This window comes from Rhizobium sp. WYCCWR 11128 (assembly GCF_013416305.1).
GTDB classification, from domain to species: Bacteria; Pseudomonadota; Alphaproteobacteria; order Rhizobiales; family Rhizobiaceae; genus Rhizobium; species Rhizobium indicum.
In genome coordinates, this window is record NZ_JACCEZ010000008.1 from 99,296 (window position 1) to 118,339 (window position 19,044).

The window sequence follows — 19,044 nt, forward strand, 5'->3', positions numbered from 1 at the left end:
TTGGGTAAAATATTGAAATATAAGGGCAGCAGGCTCCGTTTGACCGGTGCCGCCGCGAGGTGATTGGACGGCCGATCAGCCCGATTTCGCCGCTCGTTTCGAGGCGATCGGCTCTTCTTGGGGGAGGTAACCGGCGCCGATGGCGACGTAGAGATCGACATAATCCTTGGCGACCTGCTGCACGGTGGCGGCTAAGCTTGCCTGGGCATCGGAGACCGAACGCTGCGCGTCGAGGACGTCGAGCAGCGACGAGGCGCCGTCCTTGTAACTGGTGGTCGACAGTGCCAGCGATTCCTGCGCCGTCTGCACCTGCCTGCGCAGCGGTTCCAGCGTCTGCGTGTCGCGGCGAACCGCCGACAGCGCGTTTTCCACCTCTTCGACCCCGTTCAGCACCGCCGCTTTCCAGGCGAGATACTGGGTCTTGGCATCGGATTTTTCGAGATCGACATTCGCCCGCAATTTGCCGCCATCGAAGATCGGCAGGTTGAGCGTCGGCCCGAAAGACCAGCTGGTCAGAGTTCCGCCGCTGGCGCCTGATGATTTGACCCAGCTCGGCGAGATCGAACCGGAGAGCGAGATCGACGGATAGAGCTGGGCTTCTGCGGTGCCGATATCGGCAACAGCCGCCGCCAGCTCGCGTTCGGCCTTGCGGATATCGGGACGGTTGCGGATGAGGTCAGCCGGAATGCCGGCGCGAATGTCGCCGCGGAAAACCGGCTGGCCGGCGCTTTTCTGCAACTCGCCCATCAGCGAGGCCGCCGGCATCCCGAGCAGAGTGGCAATGTGATGGGCCGATTCGGTGAAGCTCTGTTCGAGGCCGGGAATGTCGGACTTCGTCGACTGTACCAGACCCTCGGCCTGAACGACGTCGAGGCGGGAGGCGGCACCTGCCTTGAGCTGCAGCTGCGTGAGTTCGTAAGTCTGTTGGCGGGATTTCAAGCTCGCCTGTGAAAGCGCGATGCGCTCCTGATAGTAGCGGGCGTCGATATAGCTCTCGACCAGGTCTTTCAGGAAGGTGAGCCTTGCATTGTCGGCCGTCGCATAGGCGGCCCCCAGCGAGGCGATGGCGCTCTCCTTCGAGCGACGATACTGGCCGAAGACGTCGAGCAGCCAGGAAAGGCTGGCCCCGCCGGCTGTCGTGTTGGTGGTGCCGACCGTCGTGCGGAGCCGCCCCTTCTCGCCGGATACCGTGTGCGATGCGTCGACACTGAGACTCGGCAGACCGCCGGCGCCGGCAACCGTGACATTGGCGGCAGCCGAGTTGATGCTCTCGAGCGCCTGCAGCACATCGAGGTTCTCACTGAGGCCATGGGCCACCAGGCCGTCGAGCCGCTTGTCGCGATAGGCCGTCCACCACTCTGCCGTCACGACACCACCATTGCTCTTGCTGCCACCCTCTGCGAATTTGGCGGGGAGCGGCATCTCAGGGGGAACATGATCCGGCCCGCTGACGCAGCCTGCGAGCAGCAGCGTGAGGGCGGATGCGGCGTAGCGGAGCGATGATATTTTCGTGCAGAGCGACGGACTCACTGGCGAGCTTTCTGAACCGAGATCATGGGTTCAGGCTTAGCGGCGCCAACGTTAATGGCGGTAAAGACACTGTAAAGTTAGGTAAAATCGCGGGGAGCCGAATCAGGCTTGGTGGTCAACAGAACCATAGGGTGTCGGTTTTCTAGGAAGTTCCAGGGTGATTGCCAGGCCTCCGGCATCCGGCAACGACGCATGCACACGCCCGCCATGGCGCTCGACGGCCTGCCTGGTGATTGCAAGACCCAGGCCATATCCGCCTCTTGGCACGGCCTCTGTCCCACGTGAGAACGGCTGGAAGATCCGTTCGAGTTCGTCTCGCCTGACACCCGGCCCTTGATCCGTGACGCAGATTTTGAGGCGCTCGGTCGTCGCCTCGCAAGCCACTGATATGTGCGAATGCTCGGCCGTGTATTTGACGGCGTTGCGGACGACGTTTTCGAGCGCCCTGTAGATCAGTTCGCCTTCGACTTCGGCGCGGAAGACGCCCTCGACACTGGTTGTGATTGAGACCTCCCGCGCCTGGGCTTCGAATGCCGCATCGCCGAGAATTTCGTTCAGGAGCTCGATGACATCAAGAGTGTGCGTTTTCAGCGGCCGGCTGGATCCCGCAGTCAACCTGGCAAGCGTCAGAACTTCGCCGACCAGCGCATCGAGCCGTTCGACCTCCCGGTCCATGCGGTCCAGCATGGCGCCGAGTTTGGCCGGGCTCTGCCGGAGGACGCCGACAGCGGCCTGCAGACGGGACAAAGGCGAACGCAATTCGTGGGAGACATCATGGAACAATCTCTGCTGCGCATCCTGCAGCTCTTGAAGCCGGGCGGCGCTGGAATCGAAGTCATGCGCAAGCGCGGTGACCTCGTCCTTTCGGCCGGCCATCTTGTCACCGATGCGGAAGTCGAAGCGGCCATGGGCGAGCGCGCTCAAGCCATCACGCAGATGCACGACGGGACGAATGAGGTACCGGGCGAGTGCACCTGCCGATATCGTGCTCGAAATCAGGATCGCGAGCCACGGTATGAACGGACCTATGTTGTCGAAGGTGAACGTCGCCTGGACCGGCAGGGAAATCTGATAGCAAACCCCGTCCTTCTGGAAAGATCTTGTATCGACGGTCTTTGGAACCGCACAGGCATCGGCTTCCGCAGTTTTGGAGATCGTCAGACCAGCCGGTAGCGTCTCTTCGCTTGTGCGCACGAAATGCGCGGCGGCATCTTCGCCATCTCTGGCGAGCACGTTTGCGGTGAGGTTCAGGGCGATCGCGCGCCGCTCTTCCTCCAGTTCGCGCGCAAAAGGAACCCCCTGGAGAAAATTGACGAGCAGGAAGATCACGCCGACTGTCGCCGCCATCGTCAGCCAGATCGTCGTGAAGAATTTCCAGAAAAGCCGGGGCATGGTCAGTCCACGAGAAGTTGGTAGCCCTGGCCGCGAACGGACTGGATCCAGGATTGCCCGTCCTCCCTCAGTCCGAGCTTCTGACGAACGCTGCTGATATGGACGTCGATACGGCGATCGAACGGGGTCAGCGGCTTGCCGAAGGCCCGCTTCGAAATGTCCTGCTTCGACACGAGCTGGCCGGCGCTGCGAGCGAGGACCTCGAGCAGGCTGAATTCCGTGCCCGTCAGTTCCAAGCTTTCGCCGCGCCATTCGGCGATCCTGCTGCTCGGATGAATCACGAGTTTTCCCGCCCTTATCGTGTCGGTCGTCGCGCCGGCCGCCGGCTGGCCTGCCCGGCGGAGGATAGCGCGCAGTCTCGCCGCAAGTTCGCCCGGCGAGCATGGCTTCGGCACATAGTCGTCGGCACCCAGATTGAGACCCGATATCCTGTCGACGTCATCGCCCCTTGCGGTCAGCATCAGGACCGGGACCTGGCTGAGCTTCCTGATCCTCTGCAGAACCTCGATCCCGTTCATCCGAGGCATCATGATGTCGAGCACGATAATATCGACCGTATTGCCGGCCGCCGCCGCAATGGCGGCGCGCCCGTCCGTATCGGTGACGACCTCATATCCTTCTTCGACCAGATATTCCTGCAGAAGCGTCGTCAGCTCGGCATCGTCGTCGATGAGGAGAACCTTGTTCATTCACTTCGTCCGTCATTGATCCTTGTCAGCCATACAGCACAAACACCGTCGCGCGACCGGGTTTTACCTAACTTAACACTAACTTGACCGCACTTAACGTTCACCCGGTTACTTATCCTGCCATGACATCACCGCGAGCCAGTATCGGGTTGCCTCATCATGAGCCGCAATCCTGCATCGAGTTGGCACGGATCGGGAAAAGGCACCCATGCCTTGGACCACAAGGAGTGCATCGTTGAGAAAGCCGCCCAGAATATTCGTTGCCGCTCTTGTTACGGCAGCGCTTCTGCTTCCCCTGCGCAATGCCATGGCGGATCAATCCGCCGCACCTGCCCTTACCGTCTCGCTGGTGACGCCGGCTGAGCGGGACTGGCCGGAAACCGTTCCCGCAAGCGGCTGGCTGAAGCCCTGGCAGGAAGCCATCATCGCTTCCGAGACGAGCGGTCTGCGCGTAACCGAAATCCTGGCCGACGTCGGCTCCGTGGTTAAGAAGGGGCAGATCCTCGTCCTGATGTCGCAGGACAGCGTGCAGGCCGACCTTCGCAAGCAGGAGGCGGCCGTCGTGACCGCTAAGGCAAACCTGACAAAGGCGAAGGCCAATGCGGATCGGGCTCGCCAGCTTCGCTCTTCGGGCGCTCTCTCGGATGAAAAGATCGTCGAATATTTCGCCGACGAACAGACGGCGACGGCAAATCTTGCGTCTGAAGAGGCGGCGCTCGACAGCCAGAAGATCAAGCTCGACCAGACAACTGTCACGGCCGTCGACGACGGTCTCGTAACCTCGCGATCGGCCGAACTCGGCGCGGTCGTCTCCTCCGGCGCCGAGCTGTTTCGCCTGGTCCGCCAGCAGCGGGTCGAATGGCAGGCCGAGGTTTCCGCTCGTTACCTCTCGCGCATCTCGGAAGGATTGAGCGTCGACATCGACGGGCCGGACGGACACGCCATTCAGGGCAAGGTGAGGCTCGTCGGACCTTCGGTCGACACCAATACAAGCCGGGCGATCGTCTATGTCGCGCTTCCCCAGGATGTTCAGCCGCGCACCGGCCTTTATGTCACCGGCACCATCGAACTGAGGACCACACCGGCACTGACGGTTCCGGAGACGGCGATCGTTTTCCGTGACGGCATAAACTACGTCTTCACCGCCGGCGAGGACAAGCGGGTAAGGCGGGTGCGGGTCGAGACCGGCCGCCGCAACGACGGGGAAGTCGAGATCGTCTCCGGCATAGATAAGTCGGCGAGAGTGGTGACGTCGGGCGGAGCGTTTCTGTCGGACAACGATCTCGTGAAGACTGCGGGAGAAGGTTGATGAACTTCTCCGCATTTTCGATCCGCAATCCCGTACCGGCAATCCTGCTCTTTGCGATGCTTGCCGTCGGCGGTTTGCTGGCGTTCAAGCATCTGCCGGTCCAGAACTTCCCCGATATGGACCTCCCGACCATCAAAATTACCGCGACGCTCGATGGCGCAGCGCCGGCGCAGCTCGAAACGGAGGTCGCCCGCACGATCGAGGACAATCTTGCCTCGCTGAGCTATCTCGACCACGTCACGACGACGATCACCGATGGCACGGTGTCGATCAGCGTGTCCTTCAAACTGGAGAAGGACAGCGAAACGGCCCTGAACGAGGTCCGCAACGCCGTCGACAGCGCAAAGGCCGATCTGCCGGCGCAGATGCAAACGCCAAGCGTCACCAAAGTCACCGTGCAGAGTTCGGCGCTGGTCACCTATGCCATCCAGTCTACCGCCCTTAATGAAACCGAGCTCTCCTGGTTCATCGACAACGATCTGACCAAGGCGCTCCTATCGGTATCGGGCGTCGGACAGGTCAACCGCATCGGCGGTGTCGACCGCGAGGTTCACGTCGACCTCGATCCGACGACGATGGCGGCATTCGGCGTCACGGCGACCACTGTGTCGGCGCAATTGAAGTCGGTTCAGGCTGATACTTCAGGTGGCCTTGGAGAGATTGGCGGCACCCGGCAGACATTGCGCACGCTCGGCGCCGTGGCCTCGGTCGATGCTCTGAAGGAACTCAGAATTCCTCTGGCCAACGGGCAGCAGGTTCGTCTCGACGACGTCGCATCGGTCACGGACAGTTTCGCCGAGCGGTCCTCGATGGCCTATCTCGACGGCAAACCGGTGATCGCGGTCGAGATCAAGCGCTCGAACGGGTTTTCGGACAGCGGTGTCGCGGCCGACGTCGACGAGACGATGAAACAGTTCGCGGCCAAGCATTCCAACGTGCAGATCGAGGAAGCCTACAGCACGATCGGGCCGATCATCGACAACTACGATGGTTCGATGCACATGCTCTACGAAGGGGCGATCCTGGCGATCATCGTCGTCTGGCTCTTCCTTCGGGACTGGCGTGCGACAATCCTGTCGGCCGTGGCGTTGCCATTATCGGTCATACCGACCTTCCTTGTCATGTACCTGGCCGGCTTCAGCCTGAATATCGTCACCTTGCTGGCGCTGTCGCTCGTGGTCGGCATCCTCGTTGACGATGCCATCGTCGAGGTCGAGAACATCGCCCGCCATCTGCAGATGGGCAAGCGGCCGATCGACGCCGCTCTTGAGGCGGCCAACGAGATCGGGCTCGCCGTCATCGCAACCACCTTCACGTTGGTCGCGGTCTTCCTGCCGACGGCCTTCATGAGCGGCATACCGGGCCTTATATTCCGCCAGTTCGGCATCACCGCCGCCGTTGCCGTCCTCGTCTCGCTCGTCGTCGCACGCTTGCTGACGCCGATGATGGCCGCCTATTTCATGAAGGCCCATCCGACCGAGGAAAAGGACGGCCGCGTCATGCGCGCCTATCTGGCAATCGTGAAAGCCGCCATGAACCGCAGGAAGACCACGGTGGCAGTGACTGCCGTCGTCGTCGCACTTTCGCTTGCCACCATCCCACTCCTGAAATCCGGCTTCCTGCCCGCTTCCGACGACGCGCGAGCTCAGATCACGCTCACCATGCAGCCGGGTGCCACTATCGAGCAGACGGACGCCACCACCACGAAGGCCGCCGATATCGTCGGCAAGCTCCAGGACGTGACACATGTCTTTTCCTCGGTCGGTTCCGCATCATCAGGCGGCGGCCCCGACTCCAGCACCACGAGCAGCGTCGGATCCGCCACGATCGTCGCTGTGCTGTCGCCCATCGGCGAGCGCGATCGCAAACAGTCGGAAATCGAAAACGACATCCGGCAGGCTCTCTCGGTCCTATCAGGTGTGCGGGTCGCGGTCGGCGGCGGCGGCAACGGCACGAAGCTGGAGATCACCCTTGCCAGTGACGATGCCAACGCGCTTGACAGTGCAAGCACGGCGCTCGAAGAGCAGCTCCGCACGCTGCAGGGCATCGGCGCGGTGACATCGACCGCAGCCAGGCAGGCGCCCGAGATCCAGATCACGCCCGACTTCGCCCGCGCAGCAGCGCTCGGGGTGACGTCGAGCGCCATCGCCGAGGCGGTGCGCGTAGCGACGAACGGGGAATATTCCGCCGATCTGCCAAAACTCAACCTGCCGCAGCGCCAGGTTCCGATCGTTGTCCGCTTCAGCCCCGAGACACGTACGAAGCTCGACGACATCAAGAACATGCGGGTGGCTGGAACGAACGGCAATGTCGATCTCGGGTCGATTGCCGATATCCGGATCGGCGGCAGTCCGTCGGAGATCGACCGCATCGACCGGATGCGCAATGTCACTCTTTCCGTCGAGCTCAACGGCCGCATCCTGGGCGACGTCAACCGCGAGGCGCAGGCTCTGCCGGCACTCCGACGCCTGCCGCCGGGGGTCACCCTTGTCGAACAGGGCGAACTGCAGCGCAGTTCGGAGCTGTTCCAGAGCTTTGGCCTTGCAATGGCGATCGGTGTGTTCTGCATCTACGCAGTCCTCGTCCTGCTGTTCCACGACTTCCTGCAGCCACTCACCCTTCTGATGGCTCTGCCGCTCTCGCTCGGCGGTGCGCTGGTGCCGCTGGTGGTGACCGGAACCAGCTTCTCGATGTCGGCCGTCATCGGGCTGCTCATGCTCATGGGCGTGGTGACGAAGAACTCCATCCTTCTCATCGAATACGCGATCATGTCGCGTCGCCAGGGCATGTCGCGGTTCGATGCCCTTGTGGATGCCTGCCACAAGCGCGCGCGACCGATCATCATGACCACCATCGCCATGGCATTCGGCATGCTTCCGGTGGCTCTCAGCCTGACAGGCGGCGATTCCAGCTTCCGGCAGCCGATGGCGATCGTGGTGATCGGCGGTGTCATGATGTCGACGCTGCTCAGCCTCATCGTCATCCCTGTCATCTTCACTTTTGTCGACGACCTCAACGAGGCGCTCAAGCGCCTCGTGCGCCCGACCGGGCCTGATACTGCCGACTCGGAACCGCTTGCATCCAACGATCGTGCGGCGATCACCTTCAAGCCCGAGCTTTCGAAGCGAGGGCAAGGTCCGAGATGACCATCTGCGCCATTGGCCGGATGGTTCCGTAGCCGATACGGGCCGCACCGGCGGCTTTCATGGCAACCTCTTCGGTCGAATTCCCTCCCCCGGGACGAGACCGCGGGACGTGTTCCCCCGCAGGCGGCCTCGCGCCGCCTGCGCGTCCTGCATCTTCTCTGCCAACAGCCTACCTCGCCTGCGTCGCAGAAAGAACCTTTACCAAACTTTACACTTCCTTAACCGCGCTTAACATCCACACAGCTATTAGAGTTCGACCTCAGTTCAATCCGGAGTGTCGTGTGTCCAAGGCACATCGAAATATTCTGCATTGCCGCTTCGCGGAGCGAAAAGTCATATTTGCCGAGATTTGGCGGTGGTTGCTGAAGCTTGATTCAAAAAATTATATCTCAATTGCTGCTCTCTTAAGTCCCGGGATCCAATCAGGCCGCGCTGAAAACGTTCGAATAGAGCGTCATGCTCTACTGGAAGACATTTCAATTGGAGGAACGGGGTGATCGATGCTCCGGGTGATCAGGGCGTGTTTGCCGGACAGATCGAACAGTTCAACGAGGCAGCACTCCCTATCTCTCATGCTGACCATTGTCGGCCGTCATGACAATGGCGTCATCGCTTCGAAATCGGGCAAGGCGCCGCTCGCGTAGCCGACCGCCCCGAGCGAGCCGATGGCGATCCGGCCGTCGCGGATCGACAGCAGCGGTCCGTCGGCACCCTGCTCGTAGAGATCGGGATGGGCCGCGGCAAAGCGCGCCTTCTCCGCCTGCGACGCTCCCTGCATGCCGGCCACATAGTGATGGCCGTTGCGCTCGACGTGGGAGAGACCGAGCAGCGAGACCAGCGCCAGATCCTGTTGCACGGCAAGCCCAGCCTGGCAGGTCAGATCCTCGCCGGAGAGGAACAATCCCGGCACCGTTCCGGTTCTGATGCGGATCGCCTTCAGCAGCGAACGGTAAATGCCCTTGCAGGTTTTCGAGGAGACGCCGGTATAGCCGAGCCGCCTGGCGGAGGCGAAGGCGCCATCGCCGTCATCGCTCTCATCGATCAGGAAGGGCAATTGCGCCGCCAAAGCCCCCAGCGGCGTTTCCATGGTGATTGCGCGCGAGAACGGCTGTTCGACAAAGGCAATGGCCGCACGCAGCCTCGCCAGCCGGGGCGTCGCCTTGATTTGCGCCAGCAAGGCGGCGAGCTGTTCGGGTCCGCCAAACTGTTCGTTGCCGTCGACCGTCACCCGGTAGTCGGTCACGCTGTCCAGCACGGCGGCGATCCGCGTCAGCCGGTCGATATCGGCATCGATCGCGCCTGAAAGCTTGATCTTGAACCAGCGGTTGCCATAGCGCGTAATCACCGCCTCGAGGCTTTCCGGCAGGCCGTCATCGACGGGATGGACGACATCGCCCTCGCTGATCGGATCGACAAGCCCGATCGTATGCCGGGCCGAGATCGAGCCGGCAGGACGGAGATCGGACAGCACCGCCGAAGCTGCATCCGCGTCGATATCGTCGGGCAGCATGGGGCCGCCGATGCCGACGAGATTGCCCCGCACCGCCTCGAAGAAGGAAATGCCGGCAAGGCGGCAATAGGCATCGAGCGCGGCGCGGGCGATGAGCGACGGACCAAAACCGGCGGCCAACGGATTTCCAGGCAAACGCCGCACGGTTTCCATTTCGTTCAGACGGGCGGCGGCAAACAATGTCGTCGGCGCCGACGGTTCGAGCGAAGCGGCCGCAGCAGTGCGGATCGAGGTGCGCAACTGATCGACATTCTGCGCCGGCGTGAGCGCCGGGTTCTTGTCGAACCATTTCGGCACCATCATCTCGGCGGCGGCGCCAAGGGCGGTTCGCCCCTCTTCATCCTCGACGCGGACCCTGAGAAAGGCTTGCGGCGCCTTTTCGAGAGTTGCCGCGCCAAAACGGAACGGCAGGCGCAGCCTGATGTCGCGCTCGAAAGCGGCGATCTCGATGATTCTGATGCGCGGCGCCGTCACGGAACCTCCAATGCTTCTATCCATGGTCATGCCATGCGGTCGAGCATGGCACGGGACACTTCGTGATGGAGAGGTTCCCGGCGAAGCAGCCGGCCGATCTCATCCACCATGGCCTGTCCTTGGGCGAGATGCGCCTCTTCGGTGTGACCGGCAGCGTGCGGCGAAATGGTGACATTGGCCAGTGCGGGATCGCGGAACGGACTATCTGCAGGCAGCGGCTCGTCGTCAAAGACGTCCAGAGCCGCCTCGATGCGGCCGGAGCGGATCTCGGCGAGCAGAGCCGCCTCGTCGACCAGCTGCGAGCGCGCCGTATTGATGAACAGCGCGCCGGGGCGCAGCAGCGCCAGTTCGCGGGCGCCGATCATGCGGCGCGTTTCGGGCAGGACAGGCGCATGCAGAGAGATCACGTCGCTCTGAGCCAGCATATCGTTCAACCCGGCATTGAAAACGCCGAGCGCAGCGGCCTCGCTATCGTGGAGAAAGGGATCGACGACCAGCACGCGGCAGCCGAATGGAACGAGCAGCCGCATGACCGCCCGCCCGACATATCCGGCGCCGACGATGCCAACCGTTCTGGCGCCCAGCAATCTTTGCGGCACGGCTGCGCGGACGTCGAGCCATTCGCCGCCGTTGCGCAATTGATGATGCAGCCGATGAATGCCGCGCATGGCGAGCAGCGCTTCGGCGACGACGAACTCGGCAACCGAGGCGGCAATTTTCGAGGCGGCATGGGTGACGCGAATGCCATCGTCGAACAGACGGGGGGGAACGAGTGTTCGGACGCTGCCTGCCGAATGGGCGACAAGGGCGAGTTGCGGATGGCGCTGGCGCGCGGCGGGATCGAAGGGCGGCGTGCCCCATCCGGTGAGACATGCCGTGGCGTCTTGCAGCAGGTGGTCGACATCGGTGGCGTCGATTGTGGCGCCGGTCGGCCAACGCACCTCGCCAAGAGCGTTCAACTGGGCAATCGCCGCGTCGTCCAGCATCATCCGGCGGGTTTTTTCGGTCAGCAATACGGCGATAACGGGAGCCTGTTCGATCATGGTTCTACTCTTTCGCTACGGCGACCAGGCGCCTGAGATGGGCAAGATCGGCGCGGACCTTGTCGAGCGCCCGCTCTCGAGAGACGCGGTATTGGGATTGCATCGAGAGCACGCCGGCAAAGCCGGTGGCCACCAGATGCGGGACTATTTCGTTCCAGGGCACCATGCCTTCATCGAGCCCGTACCAGTCCGAATGCCATGCGCGTTGGCCATGAGCTCCGTAAGCGCCGGGGAACCAACCGCTGTTCTTGACGCCCATGCAGCAGAACCACGGTTCGAGAATATCGAGGGTTAGACGCCAGTCCTCGCTCCCCTCGCGAATGATCTGATTGGCCGGATCGGGATAAGCGCCAATTCTGATGGGATCACGCCCGGCCAGCAATCGCACCGCCAGCGCGCCCGAGCTGTGCAGGGTGCCGCCGTGAAGCTGGATCGTCAGCTTGACGCCGAAGCGTTCGGCCAGGCGCTCGAAGCCGTCGAGATCGCGCCGCGCCTCATCAAGCTGGGCCTGCCAGCGCCGCGACGGGTCGTAGCGCCAGAAGCCAAGCCGGACCTGCCCGATGCCAGCCTCGCCGCAACAACCGAGAAGCCGGGATGCGGCATCGTCGGGCCGGGTGGAATCGATGGTCGCCATCGGGGTGCGCAGGCCGGCCGCGGCAAAGAGCTTTACCGCATTGACGATTTCCTCCGGCCTGTCAGGGGAAACGGCGTGACCGTCGCGAATAAGAAGATCAGCGCAGTCGAATCCCAAACCGGCAGTGATCCCGGCCGCCTTCTCGAGCGACAGGCCCTCCAGGGTCTTGGTGAAATAGGCGATATCCATCGATCAGATCCCAGGCAGAAAGGCATTGTTCATGAGAGGGAGACACAAAGCTCGCTGCGGCGGCCGAATGCATCACGGGCGCACACCGCATAACGCACGCCCTCCGGCGGCGACATGTGCAGAAATGCCGTCGAGATCAGCGGGACGGAACTGACCTTTTCAAAAGTCCCGCCATCGGTGCTGACCAGGACATCGTAGAAGATGGCCGGCCGGATATCGCCGGCAGCCCAGAACAGCATGCGCTCCTCCCGGCCGCCAAGGCCAAGGTAGCGTTCGACGACAAGGCCGGTCGGTGCCGCCGGGTGCGTGCCAGTATCAGGAACGACAAGCACCTGCGTCAGCGACGGCAATGGCACATCGAGGTCGACACTGATCCGGCCTTCGTCGCAGTCGACGACGCTGATCGGATGCAGCAAGGCGGGCTCCTGCGCCCGGCGCAGTTCGGCAAACTGCGCCTCGGTCGGTGCGGGCGGTGCGCCGACCGGCTCGAAGGGGCCACGCGGATCGCTTTCGTCGCGCTGGGCCTCCCAGACCTCCATCGGATTGGTGAATTCCTCGTCGATGCGCAGCAGGCAAAGGGCGTGGCGGCTGGGAACCAAGCCGCTCACCTCGAGGCGGACGGCGGTCCGGCCCGAACGGTTGATGGCATCGACGCTATGGATGAGGCTGATGGAAACACCGCCGCCCGGCAGCCGCGTCGGCAGGATCGCCAGGCCATCCTGGTCGGGAGCAAGCGGCGGTTCGGCCGTCACCTTGCAAACGGTATCGCCAAGCGTTGCCAGCAGTTCCATCGATGTGAGGCCGGGCTTCTTGATGATGTCGAAGGGCGGCGCCCTGTCGACATCCGTGACCAGCATATCCAGATTGGTCTTGTGCTCCCACTGCGCCTTGGTGAAATTGCGCGAACCGAAATAGGCAAAGATCGTGCGCTGGCTCCAGCCGCCGATAAAGGCGTGGTCATTGCTGAGGAAGGTGAAATTCGCCGCTTTCGGGGCGATGATGCGCCGGTCGTGTTGTTCGACGATGCGGGCGATGATGCCGGCGTAATAGGCTTTGCCGTGCCAGCTATGATGATCGCTCCAGCCGAGCTGCGGATCGCATTCATCATTGATGATGGGCAGGCCCGCGAGGCGCGGGTGATGCTCTTTGAGATAGTCGACGACGAGCAACGTGCGGTCGACGATGGCGTTGGTTTTCGGGGTCAGGTCTTCCTTGCTGCCGTTGACGCCCTTTTCATGGATCGAGATGTAATCGATCCGCGGCGGGCCATCGCCGGTGAGGCAGCTCGTGCCGCTGTCGCAATGAGCCATGAGGGCGCGAAAGATCGGCGAGAGCGTACGGGCGGTGCCAGGCCCGCCCATCGGCAGGTTGGGATCGATGGCATCGAGCCCCACGACGCAGGCGTCGTAGTAGTTGGTGTAACCCTTGATCCCGTAGGTCCACCAGCCGGAATCGGCCTCGTTCGTCGTTTCGAAATACCATGTGCGCAATTCGTCCATGCCGTAACGCGCGCCATAACGGTCGACCGTCGCCGTCACGAGATCCCGCCAGCGCCTGACCTGATCCATGTCCTCATAGTCGGTGAACAGGCCGGACGGGTTGCCCATCAGCTCGAAGAACGGCTTCAGCCGGTGTTCGATCATCACGTCGAGCGCGCGGTCGAGCAGGGACCAGTCATAGCCGGCCCCGCCCTTTGCGCTCAGCAGATTGTAGAGATAATGCACCCGCAGGAACTTGATGCCCTCATTCGGCAGGCCGCCGATATAGGCGAGCATCTGGCGCATCTCGGGCTCGAGCAGCAGCTCGGCGGGTGAAAAGCCGGTGCCGCGCCAGAACCGGTTGAACGGGCGCACCGCTTCACTGGCATCAACGTTTATTCGCGTACGTTCACGCATGGGTCGTCTCTCCTTGGGCGGACGTTTGGCAGTGCGCCGCAATGTCGGCGCACGAAGCCAGGAGCCGGATTATTTGAACTTGTCGCGCATCGCATCGATGCCGGGGATGGTTTTGGTCAGATGCTGATGGGCGGGATCGAAGCGCTGGATCAGCCCCCGGCGATGCTTGCCGACGAGAATGGTGAAGATATAGCCCCGGTGCCCCGGCGAGGTGACCGTCGGGTGGTAACCCCGGTCGACCAGGACGGTGTCGCCGTTGCGGGTCATGAGGATCTTGACCGGACCGTCTTCGTCATAGGTGATCTGGCTGCCGAAGCCGGTCTCTGGCTGGAAGCGGTAGTGATAGAGTTCTTCGTGCCGGGTTTCGACATCGCCGTCTTCGGTATCGTGCTTGTGAGGGGGATAGCCGGACCAGCAGCCCTCGCCGGCATAGAGTTCGCTCACCAGCAGGTTGCCGCAGCGTCCGTTCTGTCGTTGGCCGAGCAGGTGGACGATCCGCCGCTGGCTGTGCGTGTCCGACGAGCCGACATTGACCGCGTCGACCTCATCCGGCGTGATGCGAAACGCGGCGTAACGCGTGTCGCAGAGGCCGCCGGCAATGGCGACTTCCGCCGCCGCGCCACGAGCCGATATCCGGACATTGGCTCCGACGGGCGCGTAAACCGAGTCCGCATCGCCTCCCCAGATATCGGCTCGCCGGCCCACCGCTTCGAACATGATGTCATCGACCTCGATATCCACCTGCCCCGACAGCACGACGTAGAGGCTTTCGTGCATGGGCAGCCGCCGCGTGTTCTGGCCATCGGCCGAAAGCGTGACGAGGTCGAAGTAGATGAGATCGAGCGTCGTGGAGGAGATATCCACGATGGGACGCTGCTCGGAGCGTGGAATGAATTCGGGCATCAATTGAACTCCGGAACGGTACGGTCGGCGAAGGGATTAAGCGACAAGGATTCGGCGTAGTGACAGGCCACTGCGTGCCCATCGGCGGTGACGGTGCGTAAGCCCGGCACCTCCTGCTTGCAAAGCTCGGTGGCGTAGCGGCAGCGCGGATGAAATGCGCAGCCGGGGGGCGGATGGGCGGGATCGGCGACCTCGCCCGCCAGCCGGATGCGCTGGCCGTGGCGGCGCATCCTCGGATCGGCAATCGGCACGGCCGAGAGCAGCGCTTCGGTGTAGGGGTGGAGCGGGCGCGAAAAGATCTGCTCCGTCGGCGCCTTTTCGACCACCCGACCGACATACATGACGGCAATATTGTCCGAGATGTGCCGGACGACCGAGAGGTCGTGGGCGACGAAGAGATAGGTCAGACCGAACTGCTCCTGCAGGTCCTGCAAGAGGTTGATGGTTTGTGCCTGCACGCTGACATCGAGCGCCGAAACGGCCTCATCGGCGATCACCAGCCGCGGATTGGAGGCCAGCGCCCGGGCGATGCCGATGCGCTGGCGCTCGCCGCCGGAGAAAGCATGGGGATAGCGGTGCATGTATTCGGGCCGCAGGCCGACGCTCTGCATGAGGTCGGCGACCCGGTGCTCGAGTTCCCGGCCCTTGGCGATGCCGTTGACACCAAGCACCTCGCCGATGATGTCGATGACGGGAAGGCGCGGATTGAGTGAGGATTGCGGATCCTGAAACACGATGCGCAGGTCGCGATGGATTTCGTCGAGGGCAGACCCCGACAAGGCCGCGAGATCGACCGTGCCGCCGCTGCGGTTGCGATAGCGGATTTCACCGCTCGTCGGCTGATAGATGCGCAGCACCGTGCGGGCAAGCGTGGACTTGCCGCAGCCCGATTCCCCGACAATGCCGAGTGTTTCGCCATCCTCGACACGAAGCGAGACACCATCGACCGCCTTGACGTGTCCGACCACACGCCGGAATGCGCCCTTGCGAATGGGGAAATGCATCCTGAGATCGGTCAGCTCGAGCAGCGGGCTTGGTTGGGTTATGGGATCAGCCATCATTGTCTTCCTTCGTAAAGCAGACAGCTGGCGACATGCCCGTCGCCGATCGTAACGGGCTGCGGATCCTTTTGGTCGCACAGGCCGGCCCTCGCCTCTTTGCATCGGGGATGAAAGCTGCAGCCCTGGGGCCGGTTGAAACGCGAGGGCACCATGCCATCGATGATCGCAAGCCGTTCGGTGGGTTGCCCGTGCATGCGCGGCACCGATTGCAGCAGCGCCTTGGTGTAGGGATGAACAGGCGCGTGGAAGATCGTGTCGACATCGCCTGCCTCCACGACCCGGCCGACATACATGACGACGACTTCGTCGGCGATTTCGGCCACCACACCGAGATCATGGGTCACGAACAGCACCGAGAGCCCGAATTCGGCCTGCAGCGAGGCCAGCAGATCGAGGATATTGGCCTGGGTGGTCACATCGAGCGCCGTGGTCGGTTCGTCGGCGATCAGCAGCTTGGGGCGGCAGGCGAGCGCCAAGGCGATACAGACGCGCTGGCGCATGCCACCGGAAAACTGGAAGGCATAGTTTTCCATACGCTCGGCCGGCCGCGGAATGCCGACCAGAGCCAATGTCTCGATGGCATGTTCGCGCGCCTCCTTCTTTCCCATCTTCAGATGCAGGCGGATCACTTCCACCATCTGGTTGCCGATCGTATGAACGGGGGAAAGTGCGGCCATCGGCTCCTGGCTGATCAGGCCGATCTGGGCACCGCGGATCGCCCGCATGTCGTGGCCGCGCGGATCGAGCGCCGCCAGGTCGACGGAGGGTGCTGCCGGATCCGGCCGGTAGCGGATTGCCCCCGAGACGATCCGCCCTCCCCTGGGAACCTGGTTGAGGATCGAGCGGCCGGTGATGCTCTTGCCCGAACCGGATTCGCCGACGACACAGACCGTCTTGCCGCGCGGGATGGAAAAGGAGACGCCGTCGACCGCCTTGATGGTGCCCGCACCCCCGAAGAAGTGGGTCCTGAGATCATCGACCTCGATCAGCGGGTCGCGATCCCTGTGCCGGCCGCCGGCTGCGGCAAAATTGGGATCAGTATTCATAGGGATCTGCAGCATCGCGTAATCCATCACCGAGGAAATTGAGGGCGAGCACGGTGACGATCACCGCGAGACCGGGAAGAAACAGCCAGGGTGCGCTCGAGACGGCAAGAATGTTCTGTGCCTCCTGAAGCAGCACGCCCCAGCTCACCACCGGCGGGCGCAGGCCGATGCCGAGGAAGGAGAGCGCGGTTTCTGCGAGGATCATCGTCGGAATGGCAAGCGTCACCGAGGCGATGATGTGGCTCATGAAGGACGGCACCATGTGCCGCCAGATGATGCGCATCTGCGAGCAGCCGTCGAGACGGGCGGCTATGACGAAGTCTTCCGTCTTGAGCGACAGGAAGCGCCCGCGCACCACCCGTGCCAGGTCGGTCCAGCCGATCAGCGACAGGATGATCGTGATCCAGAGATAGACCAGGAGCGGATCGGCGCTGATCGGAACGGCAGCCGCAAGGCCCATCCACAACGGGATGGTCGGGATAGAGTTGATGAGTTCGATGGAGCGCTGGATGACATCGTCCACCCAGCCGCCGTAGAGCCCCGAGATGCCGCCCAGGATGATGCCGAGGATGAGGCTGATTGCCACCCCGATCAGTCCGACGGACATAGAAACGCGGGTGCCGTGGACCGTCCGGCTGAAGACGTCGCGACCCAGCCGGTCGGCGCCGAACAGGTAGAATGGTTTGCCCATCTCGATCGGGCCGATCAGGTGCCGGTCGAAATTAAACAGCCCCCAGAGCCGGTAGGGTTCGCCCTTGACGAAGAAGCCGAGGGGGATGACGACGGCCGGATCGGGCACGTAATTGCGGCTGAGCGCGATCGGGTCAACCTTCATCGAATAACCGTTGACGTAGAGCGGATGAAACTGCCCGGCCGCGTCGTAGCCGGCGAACCTGATCTGCTGCGGCGGCGCATAGGTGTAGCGGGAATCGTAGGTCTGCGACGAAACCGGGGCGAGAACCTCGGCAAACAGGGCGACCAGGTAGATCAAAAAGATGACGACGCCGGCCGCCAGCGCCAGGCGATGGCGACGGAAGCGCCGCCAGATGAGCTTCCACTGCCCGGCGACCGCGTCGGAATTCTGGATCCGTTCGGGTGATAGCGCGATGGCTTGATCGGTCATTGGTCTCGTCCTTCAGCCGTTGCGAATGCGTGGATCGAGCCAGGCGAGCAGCAGGTCCGAAATCAGTGTGCCGATCAGCGTCAGCATGCTCATCAGCAGGATGAACGTGCCGGCCAGATACATGTCCTGGGCAAAGAGGGCGTTGAGCAGCAGTGGCCCGGTGATCGGCAGGCTGAGAACGATGGAGACCACCACCGAGCCGGAGACGAGGTGCGGCAGCACCCAGCCGACGGTCGAGACAAAGGGGTTGAGCGCCACCCGCACCGGATATTTCAACAGCAGCCGGATTTCACTCAAGCCCCGGGCGCGGGCCATGTCGACATAGGGCTTGTTGAGCTCGTCGAGCAGGTTGGCGCGCATGATACGGATCAGCGCTGCCGTCGCGCCGGTGCCGAGAACGACGACCGGGATCCACATATGCGACATGAGATCGCCGAGCTTGGCCCAGCTCCAGACCGCATTTATATAGGCGGGCGAAAACAGCCCGCCGGTACTTTGGCCGAAATATTGAGCCGAAACATACATCAGCACCAGCGCCAGCAGGAAGTTCGGGATGGCAAGGCCGAGGAAGCCGAAGAAGGTGGCGACGTAATCTCCCACCGAATATTGCCGCACGGCCGAATAGATGCCGATCGGAAAGGCCACCGCCCAGACGAAGAACAGTGTGGTGACCGAGACCACCATCGTCAGGCCCATGCGGCCCCAGATCAGCTCGCTGACCGGCTTGTTCCAATCGAGGGACTGGCCGAAATCGCCGCGCAGCAGGATGCCGCTGATCCATTTCCAGTATTGGACCGCCCAGGGCTGATCGAGGCCGTAACGTTCACGCAGGCCGGCGATGACGCCGGGATCGATCGTTTCGTTCTGGGAGGCCAGACGCGCCGTCATCGCGGTCAGGAAGTCGCCGGGCGGCAGCTGGATGATGATGAAGGTCACGACTGATATCGCGAACATCATCGGGATCATGTAAAGCAGACGTCTGATGATGAAGCCGGCCATGGTCAAGCTCCTTCAATCGGCGATCGCCGATCGGATGATTGGGACTGGGCTGGTGTTGATGGGGTGGCGCCCGTAGACGCCAGCCCTGTCGGTCGCGTTCC

At 62.8% G+C, this 19,044-nt stretch carries 14 protein-coding genes; 2 read left to right on the top strand and 12 right to left on the bottom strand.

Translation table 11 applies throughout. The features are described 5' to 3' along the window. Positions 1–75: 75 nt before the first annotated feature. The 3 genes from HX898_RS23165 to HX898_RS23175 all read right to left on the bottom strand — a co-directional run bounded on the left by HX898_RS23165 (position 76) and on the right by HX898_RS23175 (position 3,611). Complete coding sequence (locus tag HX898_RS23165; RefSeq protein ID WP_180195863.1) at positions 76–1,530, bottom strand: efflux transporter outer membrane subunit; 1,455 nt, start codon at positions 1,528–1,530, stop codon at positions 76–78. A 102-nt stretch (positions 1,531–1,632) separates the two neighbouring features. After that, a complete protein-coding gene (locus HX898_RS23170) occupies positions 1,633–2,922 on the bottom strand; it encodes an ATP-binding protein (protein WP_180195864.1) in 1,290 nt (429 codons plus the stop codon). A gap of 2 nt (positions 2,923–2,924) precedes the next feature. Continuing rightward, positions 2,925–3,611, bottom strand: a complete 687-nt coding sequence (locus HX898_RS23175) for a response regulator (RefSeq protein ID WP_105010368.1) — start codon at positions 3,609–3,611, stop codon at positions 2,925–2,927. 208 nt (positions 3,612–3,819) lie between these two features. On the opposite strand from HX898_RS23175, the gene HX898_RS23180 reads away from it, so the two are divergent. After that, the gene (locus tag HX898_RS23180; protein WP_180195865.1) at positions 3,820–4,920 is read left to right on the top strand and encodes an efflux RND transporter periplasmic adaptor subunit; all 1,101 of its coding nucleotides are present in this window, start codon (positions 3,820–3,822) and stop codon (positions 4,918–4,920) included. Further along, positions 4,920–8,066 (top strand): efflux RND transporter permease subunit, encoded by a 3,147-nt coding sequence (locus tag HX898_RS23185; RefSeq protein ID WP_180195866.1) that lies wholly within the window; start codon positions 4,920–4,922, stop codon positions 8,064–8,066. Before HX898_RS23180 ends, HX898_RS23185 begins: the two co-directional genes overlap by 1 nt. Positions 8,067–8,658: 592 nt before the next feature. Here HX898_RS23185 and HX898_RS23190 read toward each other — a convergent pair. The 9 genes from HX898_RS23190 to HX898_RS23230 form a co-directional block, all read right to left on the bottom strand. Continuing rightward, entirely contained in the window at positions 8,659–10,080 is a 1,422-nt protein-coding gene (locus HX898_RS23190; RefSeq protein ID WP_180195867.1) for a mandelate racemase, read from the bottom strand. Next, a complete protein-coding gene (locus HX898_RS23195; protein WP_180195868.1) occupies positions 10,077–11,093 on the bottom strand; it encodes a hydroxyacid dehydrogenase in 1,017 nt (338 codons plus the stop codon). Before HX898_RS23195 ends, HX898_RS23190 begins: the two co-directional genes overlap by 4 nt. Positions 11,094–11,097: 4 nt before the next feature. Then, positions 11,098–11,916, bottom strand: coding sequence for a TIM barrel protein (locus HX898_RS23200; protein WP_180195869.1), 819 nt, complete (start codon positions 11,914–11,916; stop codon positions 11,098–11,100). A gap of 29 nt (positions 11,917–11,945) precedes the next feature. After that, positions 11,946–13,811, bottom strand: a complete 1,866-nt coding sequence (locus HX898_RS23205) for a glycosyl hydrolase (RefSeq protein WP_180195870.1) — start codon at positions 13,809–13,811, stop codon at positions 11,946–11,948. Between the two features lie 69 nt (positions 13,812–13,880). Next, positions 13,881–14,714: a 5-deoxy-glucuronate isomerase gene (locus HX898_RS23210; protein ID WP_180195871.1), complete on the bottom strand. Its 834-nt coding sequence runs from the start codon at positions 14,712–14,714 to the stop codon at positions 13,881–13,883. Further along, entirely contained in the window at positions 14,714–15,772 is a 1,059-nt protein-coding gene (locus tag HX898_RS23215) for an oligopeptide/dipeptide ABC transporter ATP-binding protein (protein ID WP_180195872.1), read from the bottom strand. The genes HX898_RS23210 and HX898_RS23215 overlap by 1 nt, the downstream gene beginning before the upstream one ends. After that, positions 15,772–16,821, bottom strand: coding sequence for an ABC transporter ATP-binding protein (locus HX898_RS23220; protein ID WP_246697973.1), 1,050 nt, complete (start codon positions 16,819–16,821; stop codon positions 15,772–15,774). The genes HX898_RS23215 and HX898_RS23220 overlap by 1 nt, the downstream gene beginning before the upstream one ends. Continuing rightward, positions 16,811–17,944 (bottom strand): ABC transporter permease, encoded by a 1,134-nt coding sequence (locus HX898_RS23225; RefSeq protein WP_138390267.1) that lies wholly within the window; start codon positions 17,942–17,944, stop codon positions 16,811–16,813. The genes HX898_RS23220 and HX898_RS23225 overlap by 11 nt, the downstream gene beginning before the upstream one ends. Positions 17,945–17,956: 12 nt before the next feature. Further along, positions 17,957–18,943 (bottom strand): ABC transporter permease, encoded by a 987-nt coding sequence (locus HX898_RS23230; RefSeq protein WP_138390265.1) that lies wholly within the window; start codon positions 18,941–18,943, stop codon positions 17,957–17,959. Positions 18,944–19,044 lie beyond the last annotated feature (101 nt).

Bases quoted from the DNA above. Each gene is read 5' to 3' on its own strand.
- HX898_RS23170 (WP_180195864.1), bottom strand. From the start codon at position 2,922: ATGCCCCGGCTTTTCTGGAAATTCTTCACGACGATCTGGCTGACGATG.
- HX898_RS23175 (WP_105010368.1), bottom strand. From the start codon at position 3,611: ATGAACAAGGTTCTCCTCATCGACGACGATGCCGAGCTGACGACGCTT.
- HX898_RS23180 (WP_180195865.1), top strand. From the start codon at position 3,820: ATGCCTTGGACCACAAGGAGTGCATCGTTGAGAAAGCCGCCCAGAATA.
- HX898_RS23185 (WP_180195866.1), top strand. From the start codon at position 4,920: ATGAACTTCTCCGCATTTTCGATCCGCAATCCCGTACCGGCAATCCTG.
- HX898_RS23190 (WP_180195867.1), bottom strand. From the start codon at position 10,080: ATGACCATGGATAGAAGCATTGGAGGTTCCGTGACGGCGCCGCGCATC.
- HX898_RS23195 (WP_180195868.1), bottom strand. From the start codon at position 11,093: ATGATCGAACAGGCTCCCGTTATCGCCGTATTGCTGACCGAAAAAACC.
- HX898_RS23200 (WP_180195869.1), bottom strand. From the start codon at position 11,916: ATGGATATCGCCTATTTCACCAAGACCCTGGAGGGCCTGTCGCTCGAG.
- HX898_RS23205 (WP_180195870.1), bottom strand. From the start codon at position 13,811: ATGCGTGAACGTACGCGAATAAACGTTGATGCCAGTGAAGCGGTGCGC.
- HX898_RS23210 (WP_180195871.1), bottom strand. From the start codon at position 14,714: ATGCCCGAATTCATTCCACGCTCCGAGCAGCGTCCCATCGTGGATATC.
- HX898_RS23215 (WP_180195872.1), bottom strand. From the start codon at position 15,772: ATGGCTGATCCCATAACCCAACCAAGCCCGCTGCTCGAGCTGACCGAT.
- HX898_RS23220 (WP_246697973.1), bottom strand. From the start codon at position 16,821: ATGAATACTGATCCCAATTTTGCCGCAGCCGGCGGCCGGCACAGGGAT.
- HX898_RS23225 (WP_138390267.1), bottom strand. From the start codon at position 17,944: ATGACCGATCAAGCCATCGCGCTATCACCCGAACGGATCCAGAATTCC.
- HX898_RS23230 (WP_138390265.1), bottom strand. From the start codon at position 18,943: ATGGCCGGCTTCATCATCAGACGTCTGCTTTACATGATCCCGATGATG.